This is a genomic window from Solwaraspora sp. WMMD792 (assembly GCF_029626105.1).
In the GTDB taxonomy this organism is placed as follows: Bacteria; Actinomycetota; Actinomycetes; order Mycobacteriales; family Micromonosporaceae; genus Micromonospora_E.
Window position 1 is genome coordinate 1 of record NZ_JARUBH010000001.1, and the last position, 25,674, is coordinate 25,674.

The 25,674-nt window shown below is 72.3% G+C and carries 23 protein-coding genes; 12 read left to right on the plus strand and 11 right to left on the minus strand.

Going from position 1 to position 25,674, the window contains the following annotated elements; genetic code table 11:
• Both O7629_RS00005 and O7629_RS00010 read right to left on the minus strand, forming a co-directional pair.
• Positions 1-1,079, minus strand: a 1,079-nt coding sequence (locus O7629_RS00005) for an XdhC/CoxI family protein (protein ID WP_278166927.1), incomplete at its 3' end; no start/stop codon positions are given.
• Positions 1,076-1,738 (minus strand): nucleotidyltransferase family protein, encoded by a 663-nt coding sequence (locus tag O7629_RS00010; RefSeq protein ID WP_347403652.1) that lies wholly within the window; start codon positions 1,736-1,738, stop codon positions 1,076-1,078. The genes O7629_RS00010 and O7629_RS00005, both read right to left, overlap by 4 nt.
• Before the next feature lie 147 nt (positions 1,739-1,885).
• Between O7629_RS00010 and O7629_RS00015 the strand changes: the two genes are divergently transcribed.
• The 5 genes from O7629_RS00015 to O7629_RS00035 all read left to right on the plus strand — a co-directional run bounded on the left by O7629_RS00015 (position 1,886) and on the right by O7629_RS00035 (position 8,571).
• Positions 1,886-2,722 (plus strand): FAD binding domain-containing protein, encoded by an 837-nt coding sequence (locus tag O7629_RS00015; protein WP_278166929.1) that lies wholly within the window; start codon positions 1,886-1,888, stop codon positions 2,720-2,722.
• Positions 2,719-5,466: a molybdopterin cofactor-binding domain-containing protein gene (locus O7629_RS00020; RefSeq protein WP_278166930.1), complete on the plus strand. Its 2,748-nt coding sequence runs from the start codon at positions 2,719-2,721 to the stop codon at positions 5,464-5,466. The genes O7629_RS00015 and O7629_RS00020 overlap by 4 nt, the downstream gene beginning before the upstream one ends.
• Positions 5,467-5,506: 40 nt before the next feature.
• Complete coding sequence (locus O7629_RS00025) at positions 5,507-6,610, plus strand: adenosine deaminase (protein ID WP_278166931.1); 1,104 nt, start codon at positions 5,507-5,509, stop codon at positions 6,608-6,610.
• Positions 6,600-7,295 carry a hypothetical protein gene (locus tag O7629_RS00030; RefSeq protein WP_123601747.1) on the plus strand — a complete coding sequence of 232 codons (696 nt, stop codon included), beginning with the start codon at positions 6,600-6,602 and terminating at the stop codon, positions 7,293-7,295. Before O7629_RS00025 ends, O7629_RS00030 begins: the two co-directional genes overlap by 11 nt.
• Before the next feature lie 190 nt (positions 7,296-7,485).
• A complete protein-coding gene (locus tag O7629_RS00035; RefSeq protein ID WP_278166932.1) occupies positions 7,486-8,571 on the plus strand; it encodes a hypothetical protein in 1,086 nt (361 codons plus the stop codon).
• Positions 8,572-8,590: 19 nt separating this feature from the next.
• Here O7629_RS00035 and O7629_RS00040 read toward each other — a convergent pair whose 3' ends face one another.
• The 6 genes from O7629_RS00040 to O7629_RS00065 form a co-directional block, all read right to left on the minus strand.
• Entirely contained in the window at positions 8,591-9,682 is a 1,092-nt protein-coding gene (locus O7629_RS00040) for a glycosyltransferase (RefSeq protein ID WP_278166933.1), read from the minus strand.
• A gap of 45 nt (positions 9,683-9,727) precedes the next feature.
• Complete coding sequence (locus O7629_RS00045) at positions 9,728-11,170, minus strand: sugar transferase (RefSeq protein WP_278166935.1); 1,443 nt, start codon at positions 11,168-11,170, stop codon at positions 9,728-9,730.
• A gap of 56 nt (positions 11,171-11,226) precedes the next feature.
• On the minus strand, positions 11,227-12,333 hold the full coding sequence (locus tag O7629_RS00050) for an LCP family protein (protein ID WP_278166937.1): 1,107 nt from the start codon (positions 12,331-12,333) through the stop codon (positions 11,227-11,229).
• Positions 12,334-12,468: 135 nt separating this feature from the next.
• On the minus strand, positions 12,469-12,939 hold the full coding sequence (locus tag O7629_RS00055) for a hypothetical protein (RefSeq protein WP_278166939.1): 471 nt from the start codon (positions 12,937-12,939) through the stop codon (positions 12,469-12,471).
• Positions 12,939-13,205 carry a hypothetical protein gene (locus O7629_RS00060; RefSeq protein ID WP_278166940.1) on the minus strand — a complete coding sequence of 89 codons (267 nt, stop codon included), beginning with the start codon at positions 13,203-13,205 and terminating at the stop codon, positions 12,939-12,941. The genes O7629_RS00055 and O7629_RS00060 overlap by 1 nt, the downstream gene beginning before the upstream one ends.
• Complete coding sequence (locus O7629_RS00065) at positions 13,171-13,353, minus strand: hypothetical protein (RefSeq protein ID WP_278166941.1); 183 nt, start codon at positions 13,351-13,353, stop codon at positions 13,171-13,173. Before O7629_RS00065 ends, O7629_RS00060 begins: the two co-directional genes overlap by 35 nt.
• Before the next feature lie 826 nt (positions 13,354-14,179).
• Here O7629_RS00065 and O7629_RS00070 point away from each other — a divergent pair.
• From O7629_RS00070 to O7629_RS00080, 3 genes are all read left to right on the plus strand, one after another.
• The gene (locus O7629_RS00070) at positions 14,180-15,277 is read left to right on the plus strand and encodes an amidase (protein WP_278166943.1); all 1,098 of its coding nucleotides are present in this window, start codon (positions 14,180-14,182) and stop codon (positions 15,275-15,277) included.
• 232 nt (positions 15,278-15,509) lie between these two features.
• Positions 15,510-16,304, plus strand: a complete 795-nt coding sequence (locus O7629_RS00075) for a siderophore-interacting protein (protein WP_278166945.1) — start codon at positions 15,510-15,512, stop codon at positions 16,302-16,304.
• Positions 16,305-16,465: 161 nt separating this feature from the next.
• Positions 16,466-18,160, plus strand: coding sequence for a S8 family serine peptidase (locus O7629_RS00080; RefSeq protein ID WP_278166947.1), 1,695 nt, complete (start codon positions 16,466-16,468; stop codon positions 18,158-18,160).
• A 277-nt stretch (positions 18,161-18,437) separates the two neighbouring features.
• On the opposite strand, the gene O7629_RS00085 is transcribed toward O7629_RS00080, so the two are convergent.
• Both O7629_RS00085 and O7629_RS00090 read right to left on the minus strand, forming a co-directional pair.
• Positions 18,438-19,145, minus strand: coding sequence for a response regulator transcription factor (locus O7629_RS00085; RefSeq protein ID WP_278166949.1), 708 nt, complete (start codon positions 19,143-19,145; stop codon positions 18,438-18,440).
• Positions 19,142-20,005 (minus strand): histidine kinase, encoded by an 864-nt coding sequence (locus O7629_RS00090; protein ID WP_278166951.1) that lies wholly within the window; start codon positions 20,003-20,005, stop codon positions 19,142-19,144. Before O7629_RS00090 ends, O7629_RS00085 begins: the two co-directional genes overlap by 4 nt.
• A 133-nt stretch (positions 20,006-20,138) precedes the next feature.
• On the opposite strand from O7629_RS00090, the gene O7629_RS00095 reads away from it, so the two are divergent.
• The 4 genes from O7629_RS00095 to O7629_RS00110 all read left to right on the plus strand — a co-directional run bounded on the left by O7629_RS00095 (position 20,139) and on the right by O7629_RS00110 (position 24,076).
• Complete coding sequence (locus tag O7629_RS00095; RefSeq protein ID WP_278166953.1) at positions 20,139-20,855, plus strand: ATP-binding cassette domain-containing protein; 717 nt, start codon at positions 20,139-20,141, stop codon at positions 20,853-20,855.
• Positions 20,852-21,667 carry a hypothetical protein gene (locus O7629_RS00100; RefSeq protein WP_278166955.1) on the plus strand — a complete coding sequence of 272 codons (816 nt, stop codon included), beginning with the start codon at positions 20,852-20,854 and terminating at the stop codon, positions 21,665-21,667. The genes O7629_RS00095 and O7629_RS00100 overlap by 4 nt, the downstream gene beginning before the upstream one ends.
• Positions 21,664-22,410 carry a hypothetical protein gene (locus tag O7629_RS00105; RefSeq protein ID WP_278166957.1) on the plus strand — a complete coding sequence of 249 codons (747 nt, stop codon included), beginning with the start codon at positions 21,664-21,666 and terminating at the stop codon, positions 22,408-22,410. Before O7629_RS00100 ends, O7629_RS00105 begins: the two co-directional genes overlap by 4 nt.
• A 346-nt stretch (positions 22,411-22,756) precedes the next feature.
• Positions 22,757-24,076, plus strand: coding sequence for a cytochrome P450 (locus O7629_RS00110; RefSeq protein WP_278166959.1), 1,320 nt, complete (start codon positions 22,757-22,759; stop codon positions 24,074-24,076).
• A gap of 307 nt (positions 24,077-24,383) precedes the next feature.
• On the opposite strand, the gene O7629_RS00115 is transcribed toward O7629_RS00110, so the two are convergent.
• A partial coding sequence (locus O7629_RS00115) for a PHB depolymerase family esterase (RefSeq protein ID WP_278166960.1) occupies positions 24,384-25,674 on the minus strand: 1,291 nt, incomplete at its 5' end.

Below are 25,674 nucleotides of genomic sequence, written 5' to 3' on the forward strand. Positions count from 1 at the left end.
GAGCCCCGGCCGCCGGTCAGCCGTCCGCCGTCGCGGCCGCTGCCGGCCGCGACGATCTCGGCGGCGATGCTGACCGCGGTCTCCTCCGGGGTCACCGCCCCCAGATCCAGCCCGATCGGCGCGGACAGCCGGGTCAACGCGGCCGGCGGCACCCCGACGGCACGCAGCCGGGCCGCCCGGTCGGCGGCGCTGCGCCGGGACCCCATCGCCCCGATGTAGGCCAGCGGCAGGTCGAGTGCGGTCCGCAGCAGCGGTACGTCGAACTTCGGGTCGTGGGTGAGTACGCAGAGCACCGTACGCGGGTCGACCCGACCGGCGGCGGCCTCGGCGCTCAGGTAGCGGTGCGGCCAGTCGACGACCACGTCGTCGGCGTCCGGAAACCGCTGCCGGGTGGTGAAGACCGCCCGGGCGTCGCAGACCGTCACCCGGTAGCCGAGGAACCGGCCCTGCCGGGCGAGCGCGGCGGTGAATTCGGTCGCCCCGCAGATGATCATCCGGGGCGGTGGCAGGATGCCGAGGACCAGCAGGGTGGTGCCGGCGGCGGGCTGGGCGAGCGTGGTCCGCCCGGTCTCCAGGGCCGCCCGCGCGGCCCGGACCGCCGCCGCGTCCAGCGTCGGACCGCCGAGCGAACCCCACTGACCGTCGGCGTCGACCAGCAGCCAACGGCCCCGGCTGGCTGGCGGCCCGGTGAGGCAGGTGACGACCGCGACCGGGCGGGCGGCCCGGGTCGCCGCATGCAGCCGGTCGAGCTGCGGCACGCTGTCGCGGTCCACCCGCTGCACGTACACCTCGATGGTGCCGCCGCAGGTGAGACCGGGGTCGAACAGCTCGTCGCCGGTGTCACCGAAGCGCGCCAGCCGCCCCTCACCGGTGTCCAGCACGGTACGGCACAGCTGGTAGATGGCGGCCTCGACGCAGCCGGCCGAGACGCTTCCGGTGACCGTACCGTCCGGGGCGACGAGCATGCTGGTGCCCGGTGGCCGGGGTGCGCTACCGGAGGTGGCGGTCACCGTCGCGACGGCCACCTGCTCACCGGCGTACCACCAGCGCATCGCCTCGTCGAGGACCGGCCCGATCATCCGGTCGCCACCGTCCGGGCCGATGCACCGCCGGACCCGCCGCCCTCGATGAGCCGGTCGAGGTCGGCGAGCCGGTCGGGCTCCGGGAACCGGGCCAGGTCGCCGGGCCGGTCCAGGTCGGTCGGGTCGGCCACGTCGTCGCACGGCACCAGACGCAGCTGGTCGGGGTGGGCCCGCAGGTAGTCGCGGGCGCCGGTGTCACCGGTCGCCGACGCCGCCACCGCCGTCCAGTGTGCCCGACCCAGTACCACGGGATGCCCCGGCCGCCCGTCGACGTAGCTGGCCGCGGCCAGCGTCCGCCGATCGGCGCCGGCCGCCACCCGGCGGACCGCCGCTGGACCGATCCCCGGCATGTCGACCAGCAGGACGGCTGCGGCGTCCGCCGGGCTGATGCCCACCGCCGCCAGGCCGACCCGCAACGACGAGCCCATCCCGGTGGCCCAGTCCGGGTTGACCGCCGGCACGGCACCGGCCAGGTCGGCACTCGTACACACCGCGTCGGCCGCCGCGCCGAGCACCACGATCACCGGCCGGCAGCCGGCCGAGCGCAGCGTCTCGACGGCCCGGGTCACCAACAGGGTCCCGTTGAGACGGACCAGCGCCTTGGGCCGACCGTAGCGGTGGCCGGCGCCGGCGGCGAGGACGATTCCGGCAAGCACCCGTCAACGATGGGCAGCGGCTGATCACCCGGTCAAGGCGCCCGGGTGCGCCTTGTAGGTTCGTCCAACCACCCGGCTGATCGGCGGGTCGGGATTGTGTTCCGCCGTCATTGTCCGGGCCGACGGCGGCGGCGGACGATGCGGACCGTGGATCTGCATACCGTCTCCGACGTGATCGCCGCCGACGCCGACGCCTGGCGCCCCGGCGACCGCTGGCTCGCCGGCGGCAGCTACCTGTTCTCGCAACCTCAGCCCGGGGTGCGCCGGCTGCGTGACCTGACCCGGCTGCGCTGGCCGTCGATCCGGATCGATTACGACGGGCTGGAGATCGCCGCTACCTGCACCGTCGCCGAACTGGCCCGGTTCGCCCCGCCGCCCGGCTGGAATCGGGTGACGGAGCTGGTCGCCGGCTGCTGCGACGCGTTCCTCGCCTCCCGCAAGATCTGGAACGTGGCGACCGTCGGCGGCAACATCTGCGCGGCGCTGCCGGCCGGTCCGATGACGTCACTGGCGGTGGCGACCCGGGCCGAGTACCTGCTCACCGACCTGGCCGGCGGGCAGCGCCGGGTGCCCGCCGACGGATTCATCCGCGACGTCGGTGCGACGGTGCTCGACGCCGGCGAGTACCTGCGCAGCGTCCGGCTGCCGGCAGCCGCCGCTCGGGCCCGGTACGCGATGCGCCGGGCGTCGCTGTTCCGGCACGGCCGGTCGGCGGCGCTGGTCATCGGCTCGGTCGACCAGGACACTGGCGGGTGGACGATGTCGGTGACCGCGGCCACCCGCCACCCGGTGGTGCTGTCGCTGCCGGCCGCACCGACCGGGCCCGAACTGCTGGACCGGGTCGACGCCGGATGCGCCGCCGCCGGCTGGGTCGACGACGTGCACGGCCTGCCGCGCTGGCGGCGGCACCGCACGCTGCGGATGGCCGAACAAATCCGGGCCGAACTGGCCGCGGCCGGCACCGACGGCGAGGACGGCCGGTGAACGTCGTGGTGAACGGCACCGCCGCCGCCGGGGAACCGGCCGCCGGCCAGTGCCTGCGCACGTTCCTACGCGACCAGGGCTGGTACGGCGTGAAGAAGGGCTGTGACGCCGGGGACTGCGGGGCGTGCACGGTACACGTCGACGGAGTCCCGGTACACAGCTGTGTCTTCCCGGCGGTACGGGCCGAGGGCCGGTCGGTGACCACGGTCGAAGGACTGGCCGACGGCGACACGCTGCACCCGGTGCAGCAGCGGTTTCTCGACGCGCAGGGATTCCAGTGCGGATTCTGCACCGCCGGGCTGGTGATGACGGTGGCCGCGCTCGACGGCGACCAGCACGCTGACCTGCCGCGCGCGCTGAAGGGCAACCTGTGCCGGTGCACCGGCTACCGGGCGATCCGCGACGCGCTCGACGGGGTACGGCACGTGACCGGCACCGCCGACGGCACCACCGGCGGCGGCCCTGGCTGCCCGGCGGTCGGCGGCAACGCGGCCGCCCCGGCGGCCCGGCAGATCGTCACCGGCACCGCCCGATTCACCTTCGACGTCGATGTTCCCGGGCTGACCCACCTGAAGCTGGTCCGCTCGACGGTGCCGCACGCCCGGATCGTCGACGTCGACACCGACGACGCGATGCGGGTACCCGGGGTTCTGGCGGTACTCACCCACCGCGACTGCCCCGACCTGCGGTACTCGACGGCCCAGCATGAGAACCCGCGCGAGGACCCGGCAGACACCCGGCTCCTTGACGACGTGGTCCGCTTCGTCGGACAGCGGGTGGCGGCGGTGGTCGCCGAGACCGAGGCGGCCGCCGAGACGGCCGCCAACCTGGTCCGGGTCAGCTACCAGCCGCTGCCGGCGGTGTTCGACCCGGCGGCGGCGATGCTCCCGGGCGCGCCCGTCCTGCACGACCTGGATCCGGCGGTCAGCGGCATCGCCCGGCCAGTGGACAACGTGGCCGGTGAGGTGCACGGTGAGATCGGCGACGTCGACCGGGCGCTGGCCGACGCCGACGAGGTCTTCACCGCGACGTTCCGTACCCAACGGGTGCAGCACGCCCACCTGGAGACGCACGGAGCGGTGGCCTGGCCGGAGCCGGACGGCGGGCTGACCGTACGGTCCAGCACCCAGACGCCGTACCTGACCCGGCGGGCGCTGGCCCGGCTGTTCGGCCTGCCGGTCGAGAAGGTCCGGGTGGTCGCCGGCCGGGTCGGCGGCGGATTCGGCGGCAAGCAGGAGATGCTCGTCGAGGACGTGACGGCGCTGGCCGCGCTGCGCACCGGACGACCGGTGAAACTGGAGTTCACCAGGGCCGAACAGTTCACCGCGGCGACCACCCGGCATCCGTTCCGGACCCGGGTGACGGTGGCGGGGCGCCGCGACGGGACGCTGACCGCGATCCGGCTGCATGTCGTCGCGGACACCGGCGCGTACGGCAACCACGGCCCGGCGGTGCTGGCACACGGCTGCAGCGAATCGGTGGCCCTCTACCGGTGTGCGAACAAGCAGGTCGACGGTTGGTCGGTCTACACCAACACGGTGCCGGCCGGCGCGTTCCGCGGCTACGGGCTGGGGCAGGTGTCGTTCGCGGTGGAGTCCGCCGTGGACGAGCTGGCCCGCCGGCTCGGGTTCGATCCGATCGCGTTCCGCGCCCGCAACGTGATCGGCCCGCAGGATCCGCTGGTCACCCCGGTCGGGCACGACGACACCGTACGGGTGCACAGCTACGGCCTGGACCAGTGCCTGGAGCTGATTCAGCGGGCTCGGGACGAGCACCGGCATGCGGACGCCGGAGCCGGCTGGCTGGTTGGCGACGGCATGGCGGTGGCGATGATCGCCACCGGACCACCGGGCGGTCACCACGGCCGGGCCCGGGTCACCCTCGACACCGACGGCGGCTACCAGTTGGACATCGGGATGGCCGAGTTCGGCAACGGGTCGACCACCGTGCACCGGCAGTTGGTCGCCGACGCGCTGGCCACCACCGTGGACCGGATACGGATCCGGCAGTCGGACACCGCGCTGGTCGGTCACGACACCGGTGCGTTCGCCTCGACCGGCACCGTGGTGGCCGGCACCGCCGCTCAGCGCGCCGCGCTCGCACTGCGGGACGTGCTGGTCGACGCCGCCGCGCGGGCGACCGGCGTCGACCCGCGGGAGTGCCGGGTGGACGCGACAACGGTGCGGTGCGCCGGCCGGCGGATCGATCTGGTCGACCTGGCCCGGGCCGCGTCGACGGCCGGCCGGCCGCTCACCGCCGAGGGGCACGCCGACGGAGCGCACCGCTCGGTGGCCTTCGACGCGCACTGGTTCCGGGTAGCGGTCGACCCGGACAGCGGGGAGATCCGAATCCTGCGCAGCGTGCACAGCGCGGACGCCGGCACGGTGCTCAACCCGATGCAGTGCCGGGGGCAGGTGGAAGGTGGGGTGGCGCAGGCTCTCGGTGCCGCCCTCACCGAACATGTGGACATCGACGACCAGGGTCGGGTGACCACCGACGACTTCCGCAGCTACCACCTGCCGACCTATGCCGACGTGCCGCTCACCGAGGTGCTGTTCGCCCAAACCAGCGATCCGCTCGGGCCGGCGGGCGCGAAGTCGATGAGCGAGAGCCCGTTCAATCCGGTGGCCGCCGCGCTGGCGAACGCGCTGCGGGACGCGACCGGAGTCCGCTTCACCGATCTGCCGTTCACCCGGGACCGGGTGTGGGACCGACTGCAGCGCGGTCGGGCCGGCGGCGAGTAACGACATCGGCGAGTAACGACTGAAGGAAGAATAGATTCGTATGGTGGCTGTTTCGTTGGCGGAGATCGTTCGGGCGCCGAAGGTGCTGCTGCATGACCATCTGGATGGTGGGTTGCGGCCGGCGACGGTGGTGGAGTTGGCGGACGAGGTGGGTCATGTGTTGCCGGTGACGGATCCGTCGGAGTTGGGTCGGTGGTTCGTGTCGGCGGCGGATTCGGGGTCGTTGGAGCGGTATCTGGAGACGTTTGCGCACACGGTGGCGGTGATGCAGACGGAGGCGGGGTTGTTCCGGGTGGCGGCGGAGTGTGCGGTGGATCTGGCGGCGGACGGGGTGGTGTACGCGGAGGTGCGGTTCGCGCCGGAGCAGCATCTGTCGCGGGGGTTGGGGTTGGGTCAGGTGGTGGAGGCGGTGTTGGCGGGGTTCGCGGCGGGGTGTGCGGAGGCGGCGGAGGCGGGTCGGGTGATCCGGGTGGGGACGTTGTTGACGGCGATGCGGCATGCGGCGCGGTCGCAGGAGATCGCGGAGTTGGCGGTGCGGTACCGGGATGTGGGGGTGGTGGGGTTCGATATCGCGGGTGCGGAGGCGGGTTTTCCGCCGACGCGGCATTTGGACGCGTTCGAGTTTTTGCAGCGGGAGAATTTTCATTTCACGATTCATGCGGGTGAGGCGTTCGGGTTGCCGTCGATTTGGCAGGCGATTCAGTGGTGTGGTGCGGATCGGTTGGGGCATGGGGTGCGGATTGTGGATGATATTGAGGTGGGTGGGGGTGGGGTGCGGTTGGGGCGGTTGGCGTCGTATGTGCGGGACAAGCGGATTCCGTTGGAGTTGTGTCCGTCGTCGAATGTGCAGACGGGTGCGGTGGGTTCGATCGGTGAGCATCCGGTGGGGTTGTTGCGTGATCTGCGGTTCCGGGTGACGGTGAACACGGACAACCGGTTGATGAGTGGGACGTCGATGTCGCGGGAGATGTGGTTGTTGGTGGAGGCGTTCGGGTGGGGGTGGTCGGAGTTGCGGTGGTTGACGGTGAACGCGATGAAGAGTGCGTTCATCCCGTTTGACGAGCGGCTGGCGGTCATCGACGACGTCATCAAGCCCGCGTACCGGTCCCTCGTCGAGGACGAGGAGGTCGACCGTGTCGGTTGACGCCCAACCCCGCCGATGCGGCGGAGCGACCGCCGGCCGGTGGGGCGCCATCCCGCACCGCAGGCTGCTCGACGCGGTCGCCGCAGCGGTTCCGGCCGACCGGCTGCCCAGAGTGGAGACCGCCACCGTGACCCATCTGCTGCGGCCGGTGCCCTGGCAGCGGCGCTCCGGGCTGGTCAGTCTGGTCAGCACCGCCTACCCGGCGCTCGCCCACCGGGTGGCCACCGTGGTCGACGGCGAGTTCCCCGGGGTACGGATCGCCACCACCGCCCGGATGAGCGGACGCGACGACCGGGACCGGTTCGACGTACTCGTCCCCAGCGGTCGGGCCGACGAGGTGCTCGGCTGGCTCGCGCGGCTGTGGCAGACGGCAGCTGAGCAGGTCGGGCCGCACGCCCGGCCGGGTCTGCGCACGCCGGCCGCCCGGACGATGTGGCGGGCGGCGCTGCTGGTCGCCAACGGCTCCCGCCGCCGCAGCCAGGTCCGGGTCCGGGTGCCGGATCCGGCTGCGTTGACCGCGCTGACCCAGGCGGGTGACGCGCTCGGCCTGGCTGTGCACCAGCACGTGCGGCGGGGCAACTCCTACTTCGTCACGGTGGATGATCCGGCCCAGTCGGTCCAGTTGCTCCGGATCGTCGGCGCCGGGCCACACGCCGAGGCATGGGTGCGCGACACCGCCGCCTGACCGGTCGGCCGTGCGGACAGCTCCGCGGGGCTCCCGAGCCGTGTCGCCAACCTAGAGTCGTGGTACGGTCACCCTCGGTCGCTATGATCCCCAGCAGGACACAGGGGCGGGAGGCCGAATGCAACCGGTAGATCCGTACCGGCTCGTCGAAATGCTGGGATCGTGTCCGGCGGGCAGCGTCTGGTCGGCTGTGGAACCCCACGGCGAGCAGATCACCGTGGCGATCCTCGACGCCGATGTGGCCGCCGACGAACGGTGGCGGGAGGCGTTCTCCTCGGCCGCCGAGGCGCTGGCCGACCCGGCGGCGGGAGCGCCGGCCTTCCGATACGCGAACTTCACCGCCCGGGTCCCCTGGGTCGCCTGTGGTGCCGGGCACGGTGAAGGGGCGGAGCGGATCTTCCTCGCCCTCGGCCAGGAGTACCAACCGGCCGGACCGCAGGGCGCGGTCGGCCCGGCAGCCGAGCGACCAGCGGCCCTGGCCCACCAGCCGGCGTACCCTCCGGTGCCCCGGTTCGCCCCGGCCGAACCACCGCGCCGACGCGTTCCGGGCCCGCTGCTGGCCGGGGCGGCGGTCGTGGCGGTCCTGCTGGCCGGTGCCGCCGTCACCTGGTGGCCGGACCGGTCCACCGAGAACCCACCACGGTCCGCAGCGAACGCGTCGCCGGGCCGGGCGGTCGACACCCCGCCGAGCGACACCCCGCCGGGCGGCCCTCCGCAGGATGGCACCCCGCCGCTGGCCACCCCGGACCAGCCCGGGTTGGAGCCACCGGCGGAGAGCTCCTGGCGGGCCGACTGGCCCCGGTTCACCCCGGAGGACACGGTCCGCACCTACACCGACCTGGCCGACGTGGGTCTGATCCTCAAGGTGCCGTGGAGCTGGGACTGCTCCCCCGTCCCGGACGACCGGGCCCCGCAGACCCGCCGCCTGCGGTGCAGCGGCACGTTCAGCGAGCAGCAGCAGGAGGTCGGTGGCGAGGTCGTGGTCCGGCCCTGTCCACAGCGGTGCACCCCGGACCGGCAGGCGAGGATGCGCCAGGCCGAGGAGGCGTGGAGTCAGCAGTGGTTGCAGGCAGGCATCGCTACCGCGTACGCCGAAGTCAGCACGCTGGAGGTCGACGGTGAGCGGCGGCACGGTCTGGTGATGGTCGCCTACTGGCGCGGCGGGCAGGACGGGTCGATCGACCGGCAGCTGGTGCTGCGACTGACCGGCCCGGCCGACGGGGCCAGCCCGCTGCGCATGATCGCGAACTATCTCCGCAGTTCGCTGCTGCTGTAGTCGGCTGGCGGCGGTGCCGTCACCGACACTCGGCTTCGATCCAGTCGGCGAGCTTCGCGGCGAACTCGGCCGCGGCGAACGACTTGGCGTGTGCCTGGATACCGGCGGCGTCGAGCTGGTCGAGCCGGCGCAGCAGCGGAACGTAGTCGTCGGCCCGGGTCGAGTCGACGAGGTGTCCGGTCGCACCGTCGACGACGGTCTCCAGCAGCCCGCCACGGCGCAGCCCGAGGACCGGCGTACCGCAGGCCTGGGCCTCGACCGGGATGATGCCGAAGTCCTCGTGCACCGGGAAGAGCAGTGCTCGGGCCCCCCGGTAGAGCTGCCGCAGCCGGGCCCGGTCCGGACGTACCTCGAAGGTCACCTCGGCGCCGACCCGGTCGGCGTGCCGGCGCAGGTTGGCCTCCTGGGGCCCGGAGCCGGCGACGACCACCGGCATCCGGGCGGCCGCGGCGATCGAGATGATCAGATCGAAGTTCTTGTACGGTATCCAGCGCCCCACCCCGAGCAAATAGTCGCGTTGCGCGACGGGGTCGTCCGGCTGGGCGGTGGCGAAGTAGTCGACGTCGACCGGCGGATGGATGACCACCGCGTCGCGGTGCCAGAACCGCCGGATCCTGTCCCGCACCTCACGGGAGTTCGCGGCGTAGCTGGCCACGTGCCGACTGAGCCGCACGTCCACCGCCTGCAGGGCCCGCCGGGGCAGGGCGAGCAGCCGGCCGGAGCCGCGGCCGTCGTAGTCGGGACTCCACACGTACCGAGCCGGCGAGTGGACGTAGCTCAGATGCCGGGTCCGCCCCGGCGCACCAAGCCGTACGGTGTGCGCGAAGGCGTGGCTGGACGACAGGACCACGTCGAAGTGCTCCCGGCTGAGGGTCCGCCACACCAGCGGCATCAGCGGCAGGGCGAGGGTCTTGCTGCGGCGCAGCGGTGTCCGGGCAAGCCAGGATTCCCGCAGGCCCTGGTCGGTCACCCCGGGGTCGGACCACAGCACGAACCGTTGGGCGTGCGGGACGAGGTCGGCGATCCGCCGGAACACCTGCTCCGACCCGCCGGTGTCGCCGAACCACTCATGGACGAGTGCGACCGAGCGGCCGGCAAGTGGTGTCGTCAACTCCGCGAGCTCCCCTCATCTGCGTCGGTGTGCCGGTCGGCTGGATCAGCGCCCGCGGCCACGGAGCACCTCGGCGACGGTACGCAGCACCACCTTGATGTCCAGCCACAGCGACCAGTGCTCGATGTAGAAGTTGTCGAACCGGGCCCGGTCGGAGATCGGCGTGTCCCCCCGCAGGCCGCTGACCTGAGCCAGCCCGGTGAGTCCCACCGGGACCCGGTGGCGCGAGGCGTAGCCGGGCAGCTCGGCGGAGAACTTCGCCACGAAGTACGGACGTTCCGGACGGGGACCGACCACGGTCATGTCGCCGCGCAGGATGTTCCACAGCTGTGGCAGCTCGTCGAGCGACGTACGTCGCATGAACCTTCCGATCAGGCTGACCCGGCGGTCGTCGGCGATCGACCAGGTGGTCCGGGCCTCCTGGTCGGTCTCGGGGCGCAGCGACCGGAACTTGATCACGTTGAACGTCCGGCCGTGCTGGCCGATGCGCTCCTGCCGGAAGAAGATCCCCCGGCCGCCGTCGATGAAGGTCGCCAGTGCGCACAGGGCGAGCACCGGGCTGAGCAGGACCATTGCCACCGAGGCGAGTGCCACGTCGGAGGCCCGCTTCACCATCCAGCGCGGACCGGACAGGGCGATGTGCCGCACGTGGACCAGCGGGATCGCGCCGATGTGGTCGGGTTGCCGCCCGTACGATCCCGACCCCCACAGTCTGGCCACCGCCCAGAGGTCCTGGCTGGCGCACTCGGGTCGGCGCAGCAGATCCATCAGCCCGGCTTCGGGGCAGTCCGGATCGGCGATGATGAGCACGTCGCACTCGACCATGTCGATCAGCCGGCCGAGGTCGTCGAACGTCCCGACCAGCGGCAACGACGCGCCGTCGGTCTGCCGGGCGGCTGAGTCCACGCAGCCGGCGAACCGCAGGCCGTAGCTGGGGTAGCGGCGCATCAGCCGGGCCAGCTCGGCCGCGACCGGACCGCTGCCCAGGATCAGGGCGTTGTGTTCGACCCAGCGGCGGCGACGGGCGAAGACCACCACCGCCCGGGTGATCGAGCGTCCGATGATCAGCAGTACGGCCGAAACGGCGATCCCCCGCATCAGGTCGGCCACGTACTCCACCGAGTCGTGCCGCAGCCCGGCGATGATCGCGACGGTGCCGGACGCGGTGAGCAGGCGTCCACACAGGGTCGGCAGTTCGTCGAGGAAGCTGACATGGCGTCTGGCCCGGTAGAGCCCGCTGAACGCGAAGACGGCGATGGTCAACGCCGCCATGAACAGGGTGCCCCGCCAGTAACGGTTCGAGATCAGCAGCGGAGCGAGCAACGCGGCGAGGTCCACCGGGGCGGCGATCATCCAGGCCCGTAGCGGCCGGGTGCGGCTCGATGCCCGCGAACCGGCGTACGGCAGGACGGCGGTGGCGCCAGTCGACGGATCCGGCCCCTCGTCCGGCCGTGGCCGGGGCACCAGCGGCAGCAACGGGGCTTCCACGACTTGGCCATGCCTTCCCGGTTCGATGGAGCGGGGCTGGTGGTCGGTGCCGGAGGTCACCGCGCAGCGGCGAGGATCTCGTCGACCGCGTCGCGACGGACCGCGTCATAGAAGGAAGCGGCCGCCTCGGTGTCGGCGAACACCACGCTCTCGTCACCGACCCGCCCGGTGCCCTCGGTCGGGCTGGTGACGAAGGTGAGGTCGTCGCCGCGCAGGTGTCGCAGGTCCATGCCGAAGTCGAGCAGGGACAACGTCTCGTCGACCGCCACCGCGTCGGCCGTGGCCCGGATGAACGAGTTCAGCGTGGCCGGGCTGGACAGCACCCCACCGGAGGCCGCCTTCTCCAGGATGGCCTTGATGACCTGCTGCTGGTGGCGGATCCGGGCGAAGTCGCCATCGGCGAAGGCGTACCGCTCGCGGGCGTAGTCGAGGGCCGCCGCGCCGTCCATCGTCTGCGGGCCGGCGGCGAACGACCGTCGGTTGTCAGGGTTGAGGGAATGGTTGGAGGTGAACGCCTCCTCGACGTCGATCTCGACCCCGCCGAGCGCGTCGACGATCTCCCGGAATCCGGCGAAGTCCACCAGGGCGACGTTGTCCACCCGTACTCCGGTGAACTCCTCGACGGTCTGCACCATCAGCGGGATACCACCCCAGGCATACGCGGCGTTGATCTTCGCTTCCCGTCCGCCGTATGTTCCTTCCTGGTTTTCCGGCACGAAGACCCAGGTGTCCCGGGGAATGGAGATCAGCTGGGCGCTCTGCCGGTCGGCCGCGATGTGCGCCAGGATGATCGTGTCACTGCGGGAGCCCGACGTGCTCTGCGGGTCCCGGGTATCGCTGCCGAGGATGAGGATGTTCGTGGCGGTGGTCACCTTTTCCGGCCGGAACTCCTCCGGCACGTCCACGAACGCCTCCACCCGCTCGATCCCGGACTCGATCGACCGCAGGTAGAACCCACCGGCGAGCAGTCCACCGCCACCGAGCAGCGTCAGGACCACGAGCACCGTCAGAGCGATCCGCAGCCCGCGGCGACGGCGACGCGGTGGCGCGGCGGCGGAGTCCATTACCGACTCGGGATCCTGCGTCCCCGGCTGCACCCCGTCCGCAGCCCCGCCCAACTCCTGGGCGGCCGTGGGGTCCGCGAGCCGTTCTCGACGTGACATGTCAGTGATAGTACTGACGAAGGTTTCCGGATGATGTCCGCCCGGGACAGTCGAAGATCCACTTTAATCATCCACGCCGGTCTTATCCGCATTCATCTTCCTACCGGCGCGGCTCGGGACAGTGGATCATCGTCCCTACCTTGCCGACGGACCTGACGGATTCCCGTCAAACCGCCGGGCATTCTGCCCTAATCGTCCGGTCCGCAAGCCAGCAGGTGGCAGCCCTGACCGACACTGGATGGACCGTCCGCTCGACCGCAGGATCGGAGTGCCGAGGTGACCATGGAGGCCGGTGCGAACCGGGCACGTGACCGGCTCGCCTCCCGGGGCGTGGCCGAACTGCTGACCCTCGTCGGCCGGCTGCTGCGCCGGCCCCGGCGCGGCGAGCACGATCTGCCGGTCGTCGTGGCCGTTGGCGCTGCCGGGTCCGAGGTGCACGCCGGGCTGCTGCGCCGGCTCCGCCGGCCGGCCCACCGCCGAGTGCCGCATGTCGACGTCGACGCCACCGAGTTCCCCGACGGAGCAGGAATCCGCCCGCTGCTCGACGCGATGCACCACCAGCTCGCCCTCGACGCGTTCGGCGGTGAGCCGTTCACCTTCCGCCACTATCCGCTGGCCCGCTGGCTGATGGACCAGCGGTTGGCCGACGTCGAGGTCACCGAACGCCGGGCCCGGCTCACCCAGATGCTCCGCGACTGGCGCCGCCGGCCGGCCGCCGAGAACCTGAGCGGCGCCTCGGACGCCGAGACCATGTTCGCCACCGCGTACCGGCTGCTGCTCTGGCTGGTCCTGCGGGCGGTCCCGGACGTGGTCTTCCGGGCCGCGTTGTCCGGACGCCTACCGGTGATCGGCGGCCGGTACCGCTGGTTCATGCGCCAGCAGTACCTCGCGCCACGACAGAGCGGCACCTTCATCGGCTTCGCCGAACGACTCACCACCGACCTGCGTACCGGGGAACAGCCCGAGCAGGTGCGCAAACTGCTCGTGCACGCCTTCCTGGAGGACCTGCGCGCCGGACATCTGCGCCGCGTCTGGTCACCGAACGGCTGGCAGCGCACCGCCTATCCGGTGCTGCTGCTGCGCGACGTCGCACCGGACAACGCCGGACACGCCCTGCTGCGGCTGGTCAACGATGTCCGCAACGAGACCGGCCGGTGGGACCCCCTGCTGATCCTGGCCACCGCGGCCGAAGGCTACGCCCCGGTACCGGACGCTGCGACCCCGATCCGGCTGACCGAGGTGGACATCGGCCTCGACGAGTGGCGCGACGCCCTGCCGGAGCAGCGGCGGCTACGCCGCGCCGACGCATGGATCCTGCCGCTGGCGGCGACCGCCGACCCCGACGACCGCTACGGGCACCCGACCGCCGCCGACCTCGCACCGCCGGCGCCACCGTGGTGGGCCCGGCGAACCGTCGCCGCCGCCGTGGTCCTGGCCCTGCTCGCCGGTGGACTGTTCTGGGCCGGCGGGCGGTGGGGTCCGGGCTGCCTGCCGCACCCGGGGCAGGGCGAGATCTCGCTGCGGCTGATCGACGGCGAGTGCGTCGGTTACAGCGACAACCTGGCGTACGTGTTCAACCACGACCCGGGCCAGGAGGCGCTGCGCGGGGTACAGGAACGCATCTTCCGGCAGAACGAGGAGGTCATGCAGGTCTGGCGGAGCAGCCAGCGCCGCCGCCCGCTGATGACGCTGGTCTATCTGGGCATCATGACCGGCCAGCGGACCGGTCCCCGAGAGGTCTCCTACGTCTCCGAACGCGAAGAACTCGAAGGGATGGCGGTCGCCCAGTACGCCCGGATGAAGGCGTCGGCGAGCACCGACGGCCAGGCGCTGCTGCAAGACCCAGATGGGTCCGCTGGCCACCACCCGGGCGACCCTGCCCAACGGTCAGGTCACCACCGTCAACGCCTGGACGCCGACGAACCCGTCGACCAACCCGGGCGGATCGTCGACCGGCACCGCCACCGCCGTCGCCGGCCGGCTGGCCAGCTCGGGGATCGGCACTCAGACCGGCGGCTCGATCACCTCGCCGTCCAACGCCCAGAACCTCACCGGCATAAAACCGACGATGGGCCGGGTGTCGCTGGCCGGGATCGTCCCGCTCACCTACACCCGCGACCATCCCGGCCCGCTCGCCCGCGACGCCAAGGACGCGGCGATCATGCTGATGGCGATGGCCGGGCCGGACCCGGCCGACCCGCGCAGCCAGGGCCTGCCGCCGGTGCCGAACCTGATCAACGCGGCGACGCCCCGCTACGACGGCGACAGCCTGCGGATGCGCTGGAAGACCCGGATCGGGGTGCTGCCCGGCTATGCCGACGGCGGCTCGGAGACGGCGGCGGCCCGCCGGGCGTTCCTCGCCGAGATGGCCGCCATACCGGAGTGCGAGCTGGTCGAGGTGCCGTTCCCGGACGAGTGGAGCCTGCTCACCGGCAGCGCGTTCAACAACGTACGGCTGCCGGAGCGCAGCGAGCCGTTCATGCCGTACCTGCGCAGTGACCTGCGTGGCTTCGGGGTGTCGGTGACCAGTTGGCTGCAGGGCGCGTTGCTGGGCGCCAACGGGTGGGTCACCGGCCAGCGCGCCAAGCTGCTGCTGCTGGACCGGATTCTGGACCAGATCTTCAGTAGCTGCGATGTGGTGGTGCAGACCAGCCCGGTGCCGTTCGACATCGTCGGGCTGCCGGAGATCGCGTTCCCGATCGGCTTCTCCGGCGGCGGGGTACCGATCGGCACCATCCTCGGCGGGCAACCGTACGCCGAGGACCGTCTGCTGTCGGTGGCCGCCGCGTACCAGGCGGTCACCGACTGGCACTGGCGGCGGCCGGCCGACCCACCGGCGGTCGACCCGTCGCCGACCGCGTCCACCGCCGCCGCCCGGTCCGCGGCGGCGACGCCGTCGCGGGGTCGGTTGACCGCCGAGGAGGTCGCCGAGCTCACCCAGTGACCGGACGCGCTTCGGCGCGCTGCGGGCCGTCCACCCGGTGGGTGGGCGGCCCGCGCTCCGTTGCCGTCGGAAGCGGTGCCGCGACGATCCGCTGCGGGTCGACCTTCCGGACACCCGGACGACCAATTAAGGTTAGGCAAACCTGACTTGACCTCCCGGGAGTCCCGTGACCACGCAGCCGCACCGGCCTCCGCCGCTCGGCCGGGCGCGCCCCCGTGCGACAAGGAGAACCATGAGCTTCAAGGATGCCAAGAAGCACACCACGCTGTGTGTGGTGAACGTCGTCGGCACCGAACGGATCAGCCCGAACTTCATCCGGGTCACCCTCGGCGGCGACCAGTTGCAGCGCCTGCCCGACCACGGATTCGACCACTGGTTCCGGCTCTTCCTGCCGCAGGAACACGGCGAGACCACCTTCGACCTGCCCAACCGGGCCGACACCATCGGCTACCTGAAGTACCTGCGGATCCCGTCGGCGACCCGCCCACACCTGCGCAACTACACAGTCCGCGCGTTCCGGCCACAGGACCGCGAACTCGACATCGATTTCGTCGTGCACGGCGACGAGGGGGTCGCCAGCCGCTGGGTGCAACGCACCAAGGCCGGTGACACCGTCGCTCTGCTCGACCAGGGCTGCGGATACGAGTTCGCCCCCGACACCACGTTCCACCTGCTGGCCGGCGACGAGACCGCGCTGCCGGCGATCGTCGGCATCCTGCGGGACCTGCCGCGCGACGCCACCGGCCTGGCCCTGGTCGAGATCCCCGACCCCGCCGACGCCCAGCCGGTCGACGCACCCGCCGGGTTCGAGGTCCGCTGGCTGCCCCGGCCGGCCGGGACCCGGCCGGGCAGCCTCGCGCTCGCCGCGGCGCAGGCCTGGACGACCGACAGTCCGACCACGGTGTCCGCCTACTTCGCCGGCGAGCAGGCCCTGCCTGCCGGGGCCCGCCGCCACCTGGTCGAAATCGGGGTCCCGAAACGCAGGATCGCGTTCACCGGCTACTGGCGACTCGGCAAGACGCACTGAACCGGCCAGTCTGCCGCCGCCACCCGCTGCACGGAGCGGGCGAATTGCAACCGCAGTGGATCGTGTGACGGCGGAACCGGCGGTAGATTACCTCAAGCGTCGCCGCCCCCGGCGGCGCCGATCACGGTTCGTCCGTGCACATTCTACGAAGGGATGATGTGGTGAGCAGACGCTTCACCGCCGGTGCCGTCGCTACCGCGACGACCCTGGCCCTGCTGGGCGCCGTACCGGCCGGACCGGCCGCCGCCGCCCCCGGCGCCTCGGGCGACGTCACCGAGTACACGGTGGTCGCCGAGGCCGGCACCGGCACCGCCGAGGCGACAGCGGCCATCGAGGCCGCCGGCGGCACCGTCACCGGCAGCACCGTCGACGTGGGCATGTACCAGGTCGTCACTGACGACGCCGAGTTCGCCGCCAAGGTCGCCGCCGCTCCCGCGCTGCTCGGCGCCGCGGAGAAGCGGGCCATCGGGTACGCGCCACGCCAGCGCTTCGACACGGTGGAGCAGGAGCACCGCATCGCCGGCGCGACATCCGCCGGGGCGGCCGGGCGACGCGGCACCCGGATGGACCCGCTCGACGACAAGCTCTGGGGCCTGCCGATGATGCGGGCGGACAAGTCACGCCGGGTCGAGCCGGGCGACCGGCGGGTCACCGTCGGCATCCTGGACACCGGGGTCGACGGTCAGCACCCGGACATCAGGCCCAACTTCAGCTACTCGCTGTCGCGCAACTTCGCCCCCGACATCCCCGACATCGACGGGACGTGCGAGGTGGAGTCCTGCCTGGACCCGGTCGACCGCGACGACAGCGGCCACGGCACCCACGTCGCCGGCACCATCGGCGCCGCCGCCAACCGCTTCGGCCTGTCCGGCGTCGCCCCCAACGTCACCCTGGTGGCGCTCAAGGGTGGCCAGGACTCCGGCTACTTCTTCCTCGACTCGGTGGTCAACGCCCTGGTCTACGCCGGTGACGCCGGCATCGACGTGGTCAACATGTCGTTCTACATCGACCCGTGGCTGTACAACTGCCTGGACAACCCGGCCGACTCCGCCGAGGAGCAGGCGTCGCAGCGGGCCACCATCGAGGCGGTCAACCGGGCGCTGCGGTACGCGCACAAGCGGGGCGTCACGCTGGTCGGCTCGCTCGGCAACAACCACGAGGACCTGGGCGACCCCCGCCCGGACTCGTCCAGCCCCAACTACGGCGGCACCCCCCGGCTGCGCACCATCGACAACGACACCTGCTGGGACCTGCCGGTCGAAGGCGCACACGTGATCGGGGTGTCGGCGCTCGGCCCGTCGAAGGCCAAGGCGGACTACTCCAACTACGGCACCGAGGAGATCTCGGTCGCCGCGCCCGGCGGCTGGTTCCGCGACGGGTACGGCACCCCGACCCACCGGACCTACGACAACACCATCCTGTCGTCGTACCCGCTGCACGTACTGCAGGAGGAGGGCGCGGTCGACGCTGACGGCAACATCGTGCCGGACGCCGAGTCGTACGTGTTCAAGGAGTGCACGTCGGCCGGGACCTGCGGCTACTACACGTACCTGCAGGGCACCTCGATGGCGTCGCCGCACGTCTCCGGGGTGGCCGCGCTGATCGTCAGCCGGTACGGCAAGCGCGACGGCCGCCGGGGCGGGCTGACCCTGGACCCGGACAAGGTGGAACGGCACCTGTACCGGACCGCCGCCGACACGGCCTGCCCCGAGCCGCGCCTGGTGTCCTACGCCAACGAGGGCCGGTCCCCCGAATGGGACGCCTACTGCGACGGCGGCACCAGCTTCAACGGCTTCTACGGCCACGGCATCGTCGACGCCTTCGCCGCGGTCACCCGACCGCTGCACCACCACTGAGCACGTCCGGTCCGGACGGCCGGGGTTGGCTGATCACCGCCCACCCCGGCCGCCGGCCGCAGCCGGTCCCGCACCGCCGCCGGTCGACGTCGCGTGACATCGCCGAATCCATCCGACCCTCCTCGTCATACCAGCAGAATCGTCAGGTTCGCAGGGTACGGACCGCAGGCCGGTCCGGTGACCGGTCAAGGTTGCGCCGTCGTTCGGGTGGCCACTGCCCGCCCATCGACCGACTGGCGCCGTCCAGCATATTCAGAAGGACCGCCGGACAGCTTGTTCAGGAGGACCGCCGGCCGGCGGGTCGCGGGTGGACCAGGCCGCTTTCGTACGCCGCGATCACCAGCTGTGCCCGGTCCCGGGCGGACAGCTTGGCCAGCAGGTTGCCGATGTGGGTCTTGACGGTCTTCACCGAAATGGTCAGTACCTGCGCGATGTCGTCATTGGACAAGCCCTCGGCGACCTGGACCAGCACCTGTTTCTCCCGGTCGGTGAGCCCGTCGAGGGTGGGCGCCCGACGCCCGGCGCGCCGGTCGGCACGGTCCACGTAGTGCGCCACGATCCGGGCCAGGACGCTGGGAGCGAACAACGACTCCCCCGCGTGGATCCGCCGGACGGCGTCGAGTAGCCGGTCCGGGTGGGTGTCCTTGAGCAGGAATCCGCTCGCGCCGGCACGCAACGCTCCGTACACGTACTCGTCGAGTTCGAACATGGTGAGCACCACCACCCGCACGTCGCGCAGCGTGCCGTCGCCGGTGATCGCGCGGGTGGCGGCGATGCCGTCCCCGCCGGGCATCCGGATGTCCATCAGGACGACATCCGGACGCAGCAGCCGTGCGAGGGTCACCGCGTCCGCGCCGGTGGCGGCCGAACCGACCACCACCAGGTCGTCGACGCTGTCGATCACGATGGCGAGGCTGTGCCGCAGCAACGGTTGATCGTCGGCGACCAGGACCCGCACGGGTCGGCGCGCCGGTCGCGACGTCACCCCGCCGCCCCAGGCTCGGGTAGCCGCGCCACCAGGTGGAACCCGGGACCGACCGGACCGGCGTGCAGCGACCCGCCGAGGGCGTCCACCCGCTCGCGTAGCCCGGTCAGCCCGTGGCCGGCGCCGGGCTGCGGGCACCATCCGGCAACGGGTCCGCCGTCACGGACGCTGGCGACCACCGCGTCCCCGTCGCGGTGCACCCTGACCCGGACGTCGGTCGGCCCGGCGTGCCGGGCGGTGTTGTGGAGTCCCTCCCGGACCACCGCACACACCGCCAGCTGCACCCCGGACGAGACCGTGCCCAGCTCCGCCAGGTCGAGCGCGGCGGGCAGCCCGCTGTCCCGGGCCGCGCCGACGATCCCCGGCAGGTCGCCCAGCGACGCCGCCGGCAGCACCGGTGCCGGCCCGTCACCCGAGGTACGCAGGACGGTGAGCAGCCGTCGCAGTTCGGTGGTCGTCTCGCGGGCCACCCGCTCGATGTCGGCGAGTGCGGCGGCACGTTCCGCGTCACCGCCCACGCCGGCCACCCGGTTGGCGGCCGCCGCCCGCACCGTGACCAGGCCCAGCCCGTGTGAGACGAGGTCGTGCAGGTCACGGGCGATCCGCAAGCGTTCGGTCTGACCGGCCCGCTCGGCGGCCCAGGCGGTCAGCTGCTCCTCGTAGCGGCGGCGCTGCCGGCGGCTGCGGACCAAGGCCCAGGCCAGCACGACGAACGCCGAGACGATCGCGAGGGCCGGAACGACCAGCGCCGCCGGCCCTTCGGCACCGGTCACGAGGGCCAGCGTGACAAGGACGGCGGCCAGCGCGGCGGCGACCAGCCACACCCGGGAACGCCAGGTCGGACGCCCACTGCTGTCCACCGGCCCGAGTCTAGGTCCGCCGGGTCGGGCCGACAATCGGACCGTGGTCGCACGACCACGGTCGCAGGACCGGTCCGCAGGTCCCGTCCCCGGCCCGACGACACGGCGACGGATCGGCGGTGGGATGGCAGGCATGCTGCTCATCGACGACGTCGTCAAACGGCGAGGTGCCCGACAGGTGCTGCGGGGCGTCAGCTTCGAGGCGGTGCCCGGTCGGGTGACCGGATTCGTCGGCCCCAACGGGGCCGGGAAGTCTTCCGTCCTGCGGATCCTGCTCGGTCTGGACCGCGCCGACGCCGGCCGGGCCCTGGTCGCCGGACGGCCGTACCGAGAGCTGCGCCGGCCGCTGCACACGGTCGGTGCGATGCTCGACGGCTCCGGCGCGCACCGGTCCCGTACCGCCCGCAGCCATCTGACCTGGTTGGCGCGCAGCAACGGGATCCCCCGACGCCGGGTCGACGAGGTCCTCGACCAGGTCGGGCTGGCCGAGGCCGCCCGGCAGCGGGCGGGCCGGTTCTCCCTCGGGATGGGTCGCCGACTCGGGCTCGCCGCCGCGCTGCTCGGTGAGCCGGCGGCGCTGGTGCTGGACGAACCGGTCAACGGACTCGACCCGGACGGCGTCCGGTGGGTCCGGCGGCTGTTGCGGGCCCACGCCGACGCCGGCGGGACGGTGTTGTTGTCCAGTCACCTGATCGGCGAACTCGCCGGCATCGCCGACGACCTGGTGGTCGTCGCCGACGGCCGGACCGTCGCGGCCGGCCCGCTGGCCGAGGTCGTCGCCGGACACGGCACTGCCGAGGCGGCGTTCTTCGCCCTCACCGGCAGCGACGCGCGGCCCGGCGCCCGGTGACGGCGTTCGACACGGTCGCCGCCGAATGGCGCAAGGCCGTCACCCTGCCGGCGACCGCCGTCGCGATGGCCGTCGCGGTCATCGGATCGGTCGCGATCACCCTGGTCAACTCGGTCACGGTACGCGGCGCATTGGCGTCCGGCCGTCCCGAACTGGTCGCGTACACGTCCGCGCCGGAGGCGTTCTTCGCCGCTGTGCCGCTCGGCACCGTCGGCGCGGTCGTCATCGGCGTCGTCGTGGTCGGCAGCGAGTACACCGCCAACAGCAGCGACAGCGGCGGTGGCCGGCAGATCACCACGACGCTGACCGCCGCGCCCCGGCGGCTGCCGGTGCTGGCGGCGAAGGCTTTGGTCGCGGTGGGGCTGGTCGCCGTGACGGCCGGGGTGGCGGTGCCCGCGTCGCTGGCCCTGGCCCATGCTGTCGTCGGCGGGGCGGGCGCCAACGCCGGTGCCGCCACCGTCGCCAGCGCCACCGCGACGGCGGACACCGTGGTCCGGGCGGTCGGCGCGGCCGTCTACTGGGCGCTGACCGCGCTCACCGCACTGGCGGTCACCGTCGTGACCCGCAACGGGATCGTGCCGATGACCGTGCTCATCGTCAACAACTCGCTGGTGTCGCTGTCACTGCTGCTGTCGTACGTCACCCCGCTGGCCCGCTACCTGCCGGATCTCGCCGGCATCCGGCTGTTCGCCCGCGAACACGTCGCTTTCGGCGACGCGCTCGCCCCACTGGCCGGCGGGCTGGTGATGGCCGGCTGGACGTTCGGGCTGCTCGCCGTCGCCGCCGGGGTACTCCATCGGCGCGACGTGTGACCGGCGGTCTCGGCGACGTCGTCGCGGCCGAGCTGGTCAAGCTGCGGACACTGCCGGGTGTCGTCGCCACCCTCGGCGGTACGGTCGGCGCGGCGGTCGCCGTCGTCGCCGTGACGGTCGCCACGGCCCGGTCGACCGGCGAAGGCGGGCCGGCGGGTGTCGACGCCGTGGCCCTGGCCTGCCGGGCGGTTCCCTTCCTGCAGGCGGGCCCGATCATCATCGGGGTCCTCGGCGGCGCGGCCGAGTACGCCGGCGGCCTGCTGCGGACCGCCCTGGTCGCCTGCCCGGACCGGCGGACGGTGCTCGCCGGTCGGGCGGCGGCGTACCTGGTCGTCGCTGCGCTCACCGCCGCAGCGGCGCTGGGTGCCGGCCTGACGACCGGTTGGATCGCCGGTGCCACCGTGCGGCCGGTCGGCTGGGCCGCTGTGCAGGTGTCGGTCGGCGCGGTCGGCTATCTGGTCCTGGTCGGGCTGCTCGGCCACGCCGTCGCGGTCGTGCTGCGCGGAGTCCTACCAGGGTTGGCCGTGACGCTCGGGCTGGTGTTCGTGGTCTGCCCGGTGCTGGCCGGGTTCACCGGCGTCGCCGGTGTCCTGCCGGAGCGGGCCGGTCGGCTGCTGGCCGGAGCGTCGGACGCTGCTGCGGTCGCCGTGCCGGATCTGGTGACCGGGCTGATCGTCCTGCTCGGCTGGATCGGGGTCATCGGCACGGTGGCGGCGACGGTCTTCCTTCGACGCGACGTCTGAGGCCGCACCCAACCTGACCGCACCCAACCTGACCACGCCTGGCCTCGCCGAGGTCGGTTCCGGCACCCCGCCGGCACCATCCGAGCAGACGTAACAAGCTGTTTCGCTGCGATGGCGTTGTGTGCGGCATCCTCAGGTGACACGATCAAGAAAAGCATTCACCTAATCCGATCGAGGAGGTGGACATGCGGACGTTGCGGCACCTGGCGGCCCGGCTGGTGGGCAGGAGGCGGATCAGCGGCCGGTACGAGTGGTGGTACTACCACCAGGCGTAGACAGCCGTCGGACACCGGGAACGAAGGCAGGATCCCGGTAGCGGGGTCCTGCACCTGGTTAGGAGCCGCAGATGGCACCGCTGAAGCAGGGCGACCGGCCACCGGGGCCGCGCGGGCACTGGCTCACCGGCAACACCCCGGCCTACGAGGCCGACCGGATCGGCTTCATCGAGCGCAATCACCGCGAGTACGGCGACGTGTTCACCTTCGACGACCGCACCGTGTTCGTGATCGACCCGGAGCTGGCCCACGACGTGCTCACCCGGCCGGGCAACGCCTTTCTGCCCGAGCTGGCCCCGTTCGACGCCCGCCCCGACCTCGACCGGGCCGCCGAGCGGGCCGAGGCCTGGATGCCGGCCCGTCGGGCCGCGTGGGCCGGTCTCGACCGACAGGCCAGCGCCGCCTTCGACGGGCGTACCGTCGAGATCCTCGACGCGGACCTCGACGCCGCCGCCGGCCGGGAAACCGACGTGCTGGCGATGATGCGACAGTACGCCGCCGCGACGATCGCCGATTACTGCTTCGGAGCCGACTCCGCAGGGGTCCCGGAGCTGCTCGCCGAGGGCGTCGCCGCCACCGCGCCGTTCGAGACCGCGAAGTACGGGTTCGCGGCCTGGCTGCCGATTCGGCGCAACCGTCGGTTCTTCCGCGCACACCGCACGTTCACCGACGCCCTGCTGTCGGTGGTGCGACGCCGTCGGGCCGGGACCGCCCCGACCGGTACGGCCTCGGCCGGTACATCCACCCTGGACCTACTGGACGTGCTGCTGGCGGCCCGGCCGGCACTGCCGGACCGGGCGGTCGTGTCGACGCTGCGCCCGGTCCTGCTCGGCGGACACGGCGTGCCGGCTGCCGCGCTGACCTCGCTGACCTGGGAACTCGCCAGCCGGCCGGAGCTTGTCGCCGCGCTGCGGGCGGAGGCGGGCGGGCCGGCCGGTTCCGGCGACCCGCCGCCGGCGGCCCGGCTACCGCTGGCCGAGGCCGTGGTCAACGAGGCGCTGCGGCTGTATCCGCCGGCGTGGCTGATGACCCGGACCGCCCGTACGGCCACCGGGTTGGGTCCGTGGACGCTGCGGCCCGGCGACGAGGTGCTGATCGGCGCGTACCTGATCCATCGGGATCCACGGTGGTGGCAGCGGCCCGACGAGTTCGACCCCGGCCGGTGGGCCGCCGGCCGGCCGGCACCGGGAGCGGCGTTCCTGCCCTTCGGCGCCGGGCCCCGGGTCTGTATCGGTACGGCGTTGACCATGCGTCAGCTCACCCTCACCGTCTCCCGGCTGGCCCAGCGCGGCTCGGTCGAGTCGTCGAACGCCGCGTCGACCCGGCTGCGGTTCGCCGGCCGGCTCGCACCGGCCGGCCTGCGGGCCCGGTTTGTCGACGGAAAGTTCTGATCACGTCTCGTTGCGTACCCGCAACCGGTGTGCGATGGTCATGAGAATTACTCACCTCGATCGAACGAGGAGGTAGCCATGCGGACACTGCGTCACCTGGCCGCCCGGCTGGCCGGCAGGAAGCGGGTCAGCGGCCGGTACATCTACTGGCCCTACCACTACGAGTAGGCCGACCCGGCGGACGACGTCGACGACTGCAGGACATGGTCCCCGGGGCCCCGCCGATCGGCGGGGCCCCGGGGACCATCCTTGTCTGACTGCCCGGACCGGTGTTCCAGCCTGTCCGGACCGGTGGTTCAGCCGCTGGTCAGCTGATGGTGCAGGCGGCACCGTTGAGGGTGAACGAGCTCGGTGCGCCGGCGTTGCCGGTGTGGGTGGCCTGGAAGCCGATGTCCACCGAGCCGTTGACCGGGATACTGGCGTTGTAGGACATGTTGCGGGCCGTCACCTGCCCCGAATTCGGTGAGTAGGTGGCGTTCCAGCCCCCGGTGATGGTCTGCCCGCCGGGCAGGGTGAAGACCAGCGACCAGCCGTTGACGGCGCTGGAACCGGTGTTGGTGATCCGGAAGTTCCCGGTCAGCCCGTTGTTCCAGGCGTTGATGGTGGCCGCGACCCGGCAGGCACCGGTGGGCGGCGGCGCAGTCGTCGGCGGCGGCACGGTGGTCGGTGGCGGAGCCGTCGTCGGCGGCGGTGCGGTGGTGGGCGGTGGAGCCGTCGTCGGCGGCGGTGCGGTGGTGGGTGGCGGAGCCGTGGTCGGCGGTGGGGTCGAGGTCAACCCGAAGAACTCGATGGCAACGGCGGCCATGCCGCCGCTCGGCAGGCTGTGGCCGGCGCCCTGGATGCTGTACGCCTCGACCTGGACGGTGCCGGAGCTGTCAGCGAACTGGCGGCGGTTCCAGCCGGACCGCGGGGTGTCGGTACGGGTCGGTGTCTGGCTGAGCCCGAACACGTTGGTCCACTGGTCGACCGCCTCCTGCAGCAACGAGTACGGCACCAGGGTGTCGGCGGTGCCGTGCCACAGCTGCGCCCGCGGCCGCGGGCCGGAGTAACCCGGGTACGCCTGACGGACGGCGTCACCCCACTGCTGCGGGGTCCGGTTCATGTTGCCACCGGTGCACTGGCTGCTCCACGGCGGATAGTCGGCCGCGTTGGCGAAACAGTTGTACGGCACTCCCATGAAGGCCGACCCGGCCTTGAACACGTCCGGGTAGACGGCCAGCATGTGGTTGGTCATCATGCCGCCGGACGAACTGCCGGTGGCGTACACCCGGTTGGGGTCGCCGCCGTACTGCTGCTGGGCGTACTGGACCATCGACATGATCGACACCGGGTCGCTGCCGCCGCCCCGCCGCCTCGCCGCCTCGGACCAGACGTCGAAGCAGTTGCCGAAGCCGGCCTGCTGGGTGGCGGTCGGGTAGATCACGATGAAGCCGTACCGGTCGGACAGTGAGGCGAACTCGCTGCCGGAGTAGAAGCCGGGCCCGGATCCGCCGCAGCCGTGCATCGCCACGACGATCGCCGGGTTCGCCGGACGGCTGTCCGGCACGTAGACGTGCATCTGCATTCCGCCCGGGTTGTTACCGAAGTTGGTCACCTGG

Coding starts and splice junctions, on each gene's coding strand:
- O7629_RS00025 (WP_278166931.1), top strand. CDS start 5,507: ATGGTGGCTGTTTCGTTGGCGGAGATCGTTCGGGCGCCGAAGGTGCTG.
- O7629_RS00050 (WP_278166937.1), bottom strand. CDS start 12,333: ATGTCACGTCGAGAACGGCTCGCGGACCCCACGGCCGCCCAGGAGTTG.
- O7629_RS00060 (WP_278166940.1), bottom strand. CDS start 13,205: ATGAACCAGCGGTACCGGCCGCCGATCACCGGTAGGCGTCCGGACAAC.
- O7629_RS00065 (WP_278166941.1), bottom strand. CDS start 13,353: ATGTCCGGCGCGCAGGTCCTCCAGGAAGGCGTGCACGAGCAGTTTGCG.
- O7629_RS00070 (WP_278166943.1), top strand. CDS start 14,180: ATGGGTCCGCTGGCCACCACCCGGGCGACCCTGCCCAACGGTCAGGTC.
- O7629_RS00075 (WP_278166945.1), top strand. CDS start 15,510: ATGAGCTTCAAGGATGCCAAGAAGCACACCACGCTGTGTGTGGTGAAC.
- O7629_RS00095 (WP_278166953.1), top strand. CDS start 20,139: ATGCTGCTCATCGACGACGTCGTCAAACGGCGAGGTGCCCGACAGGTG.
- O7629_RS00110 (WP_278166959.1), top strand. CDS start 22,757: ATGGCACCGCTGAAGCAGGGCGACCGGCCACCGGGGCCGCGCGGGCAC.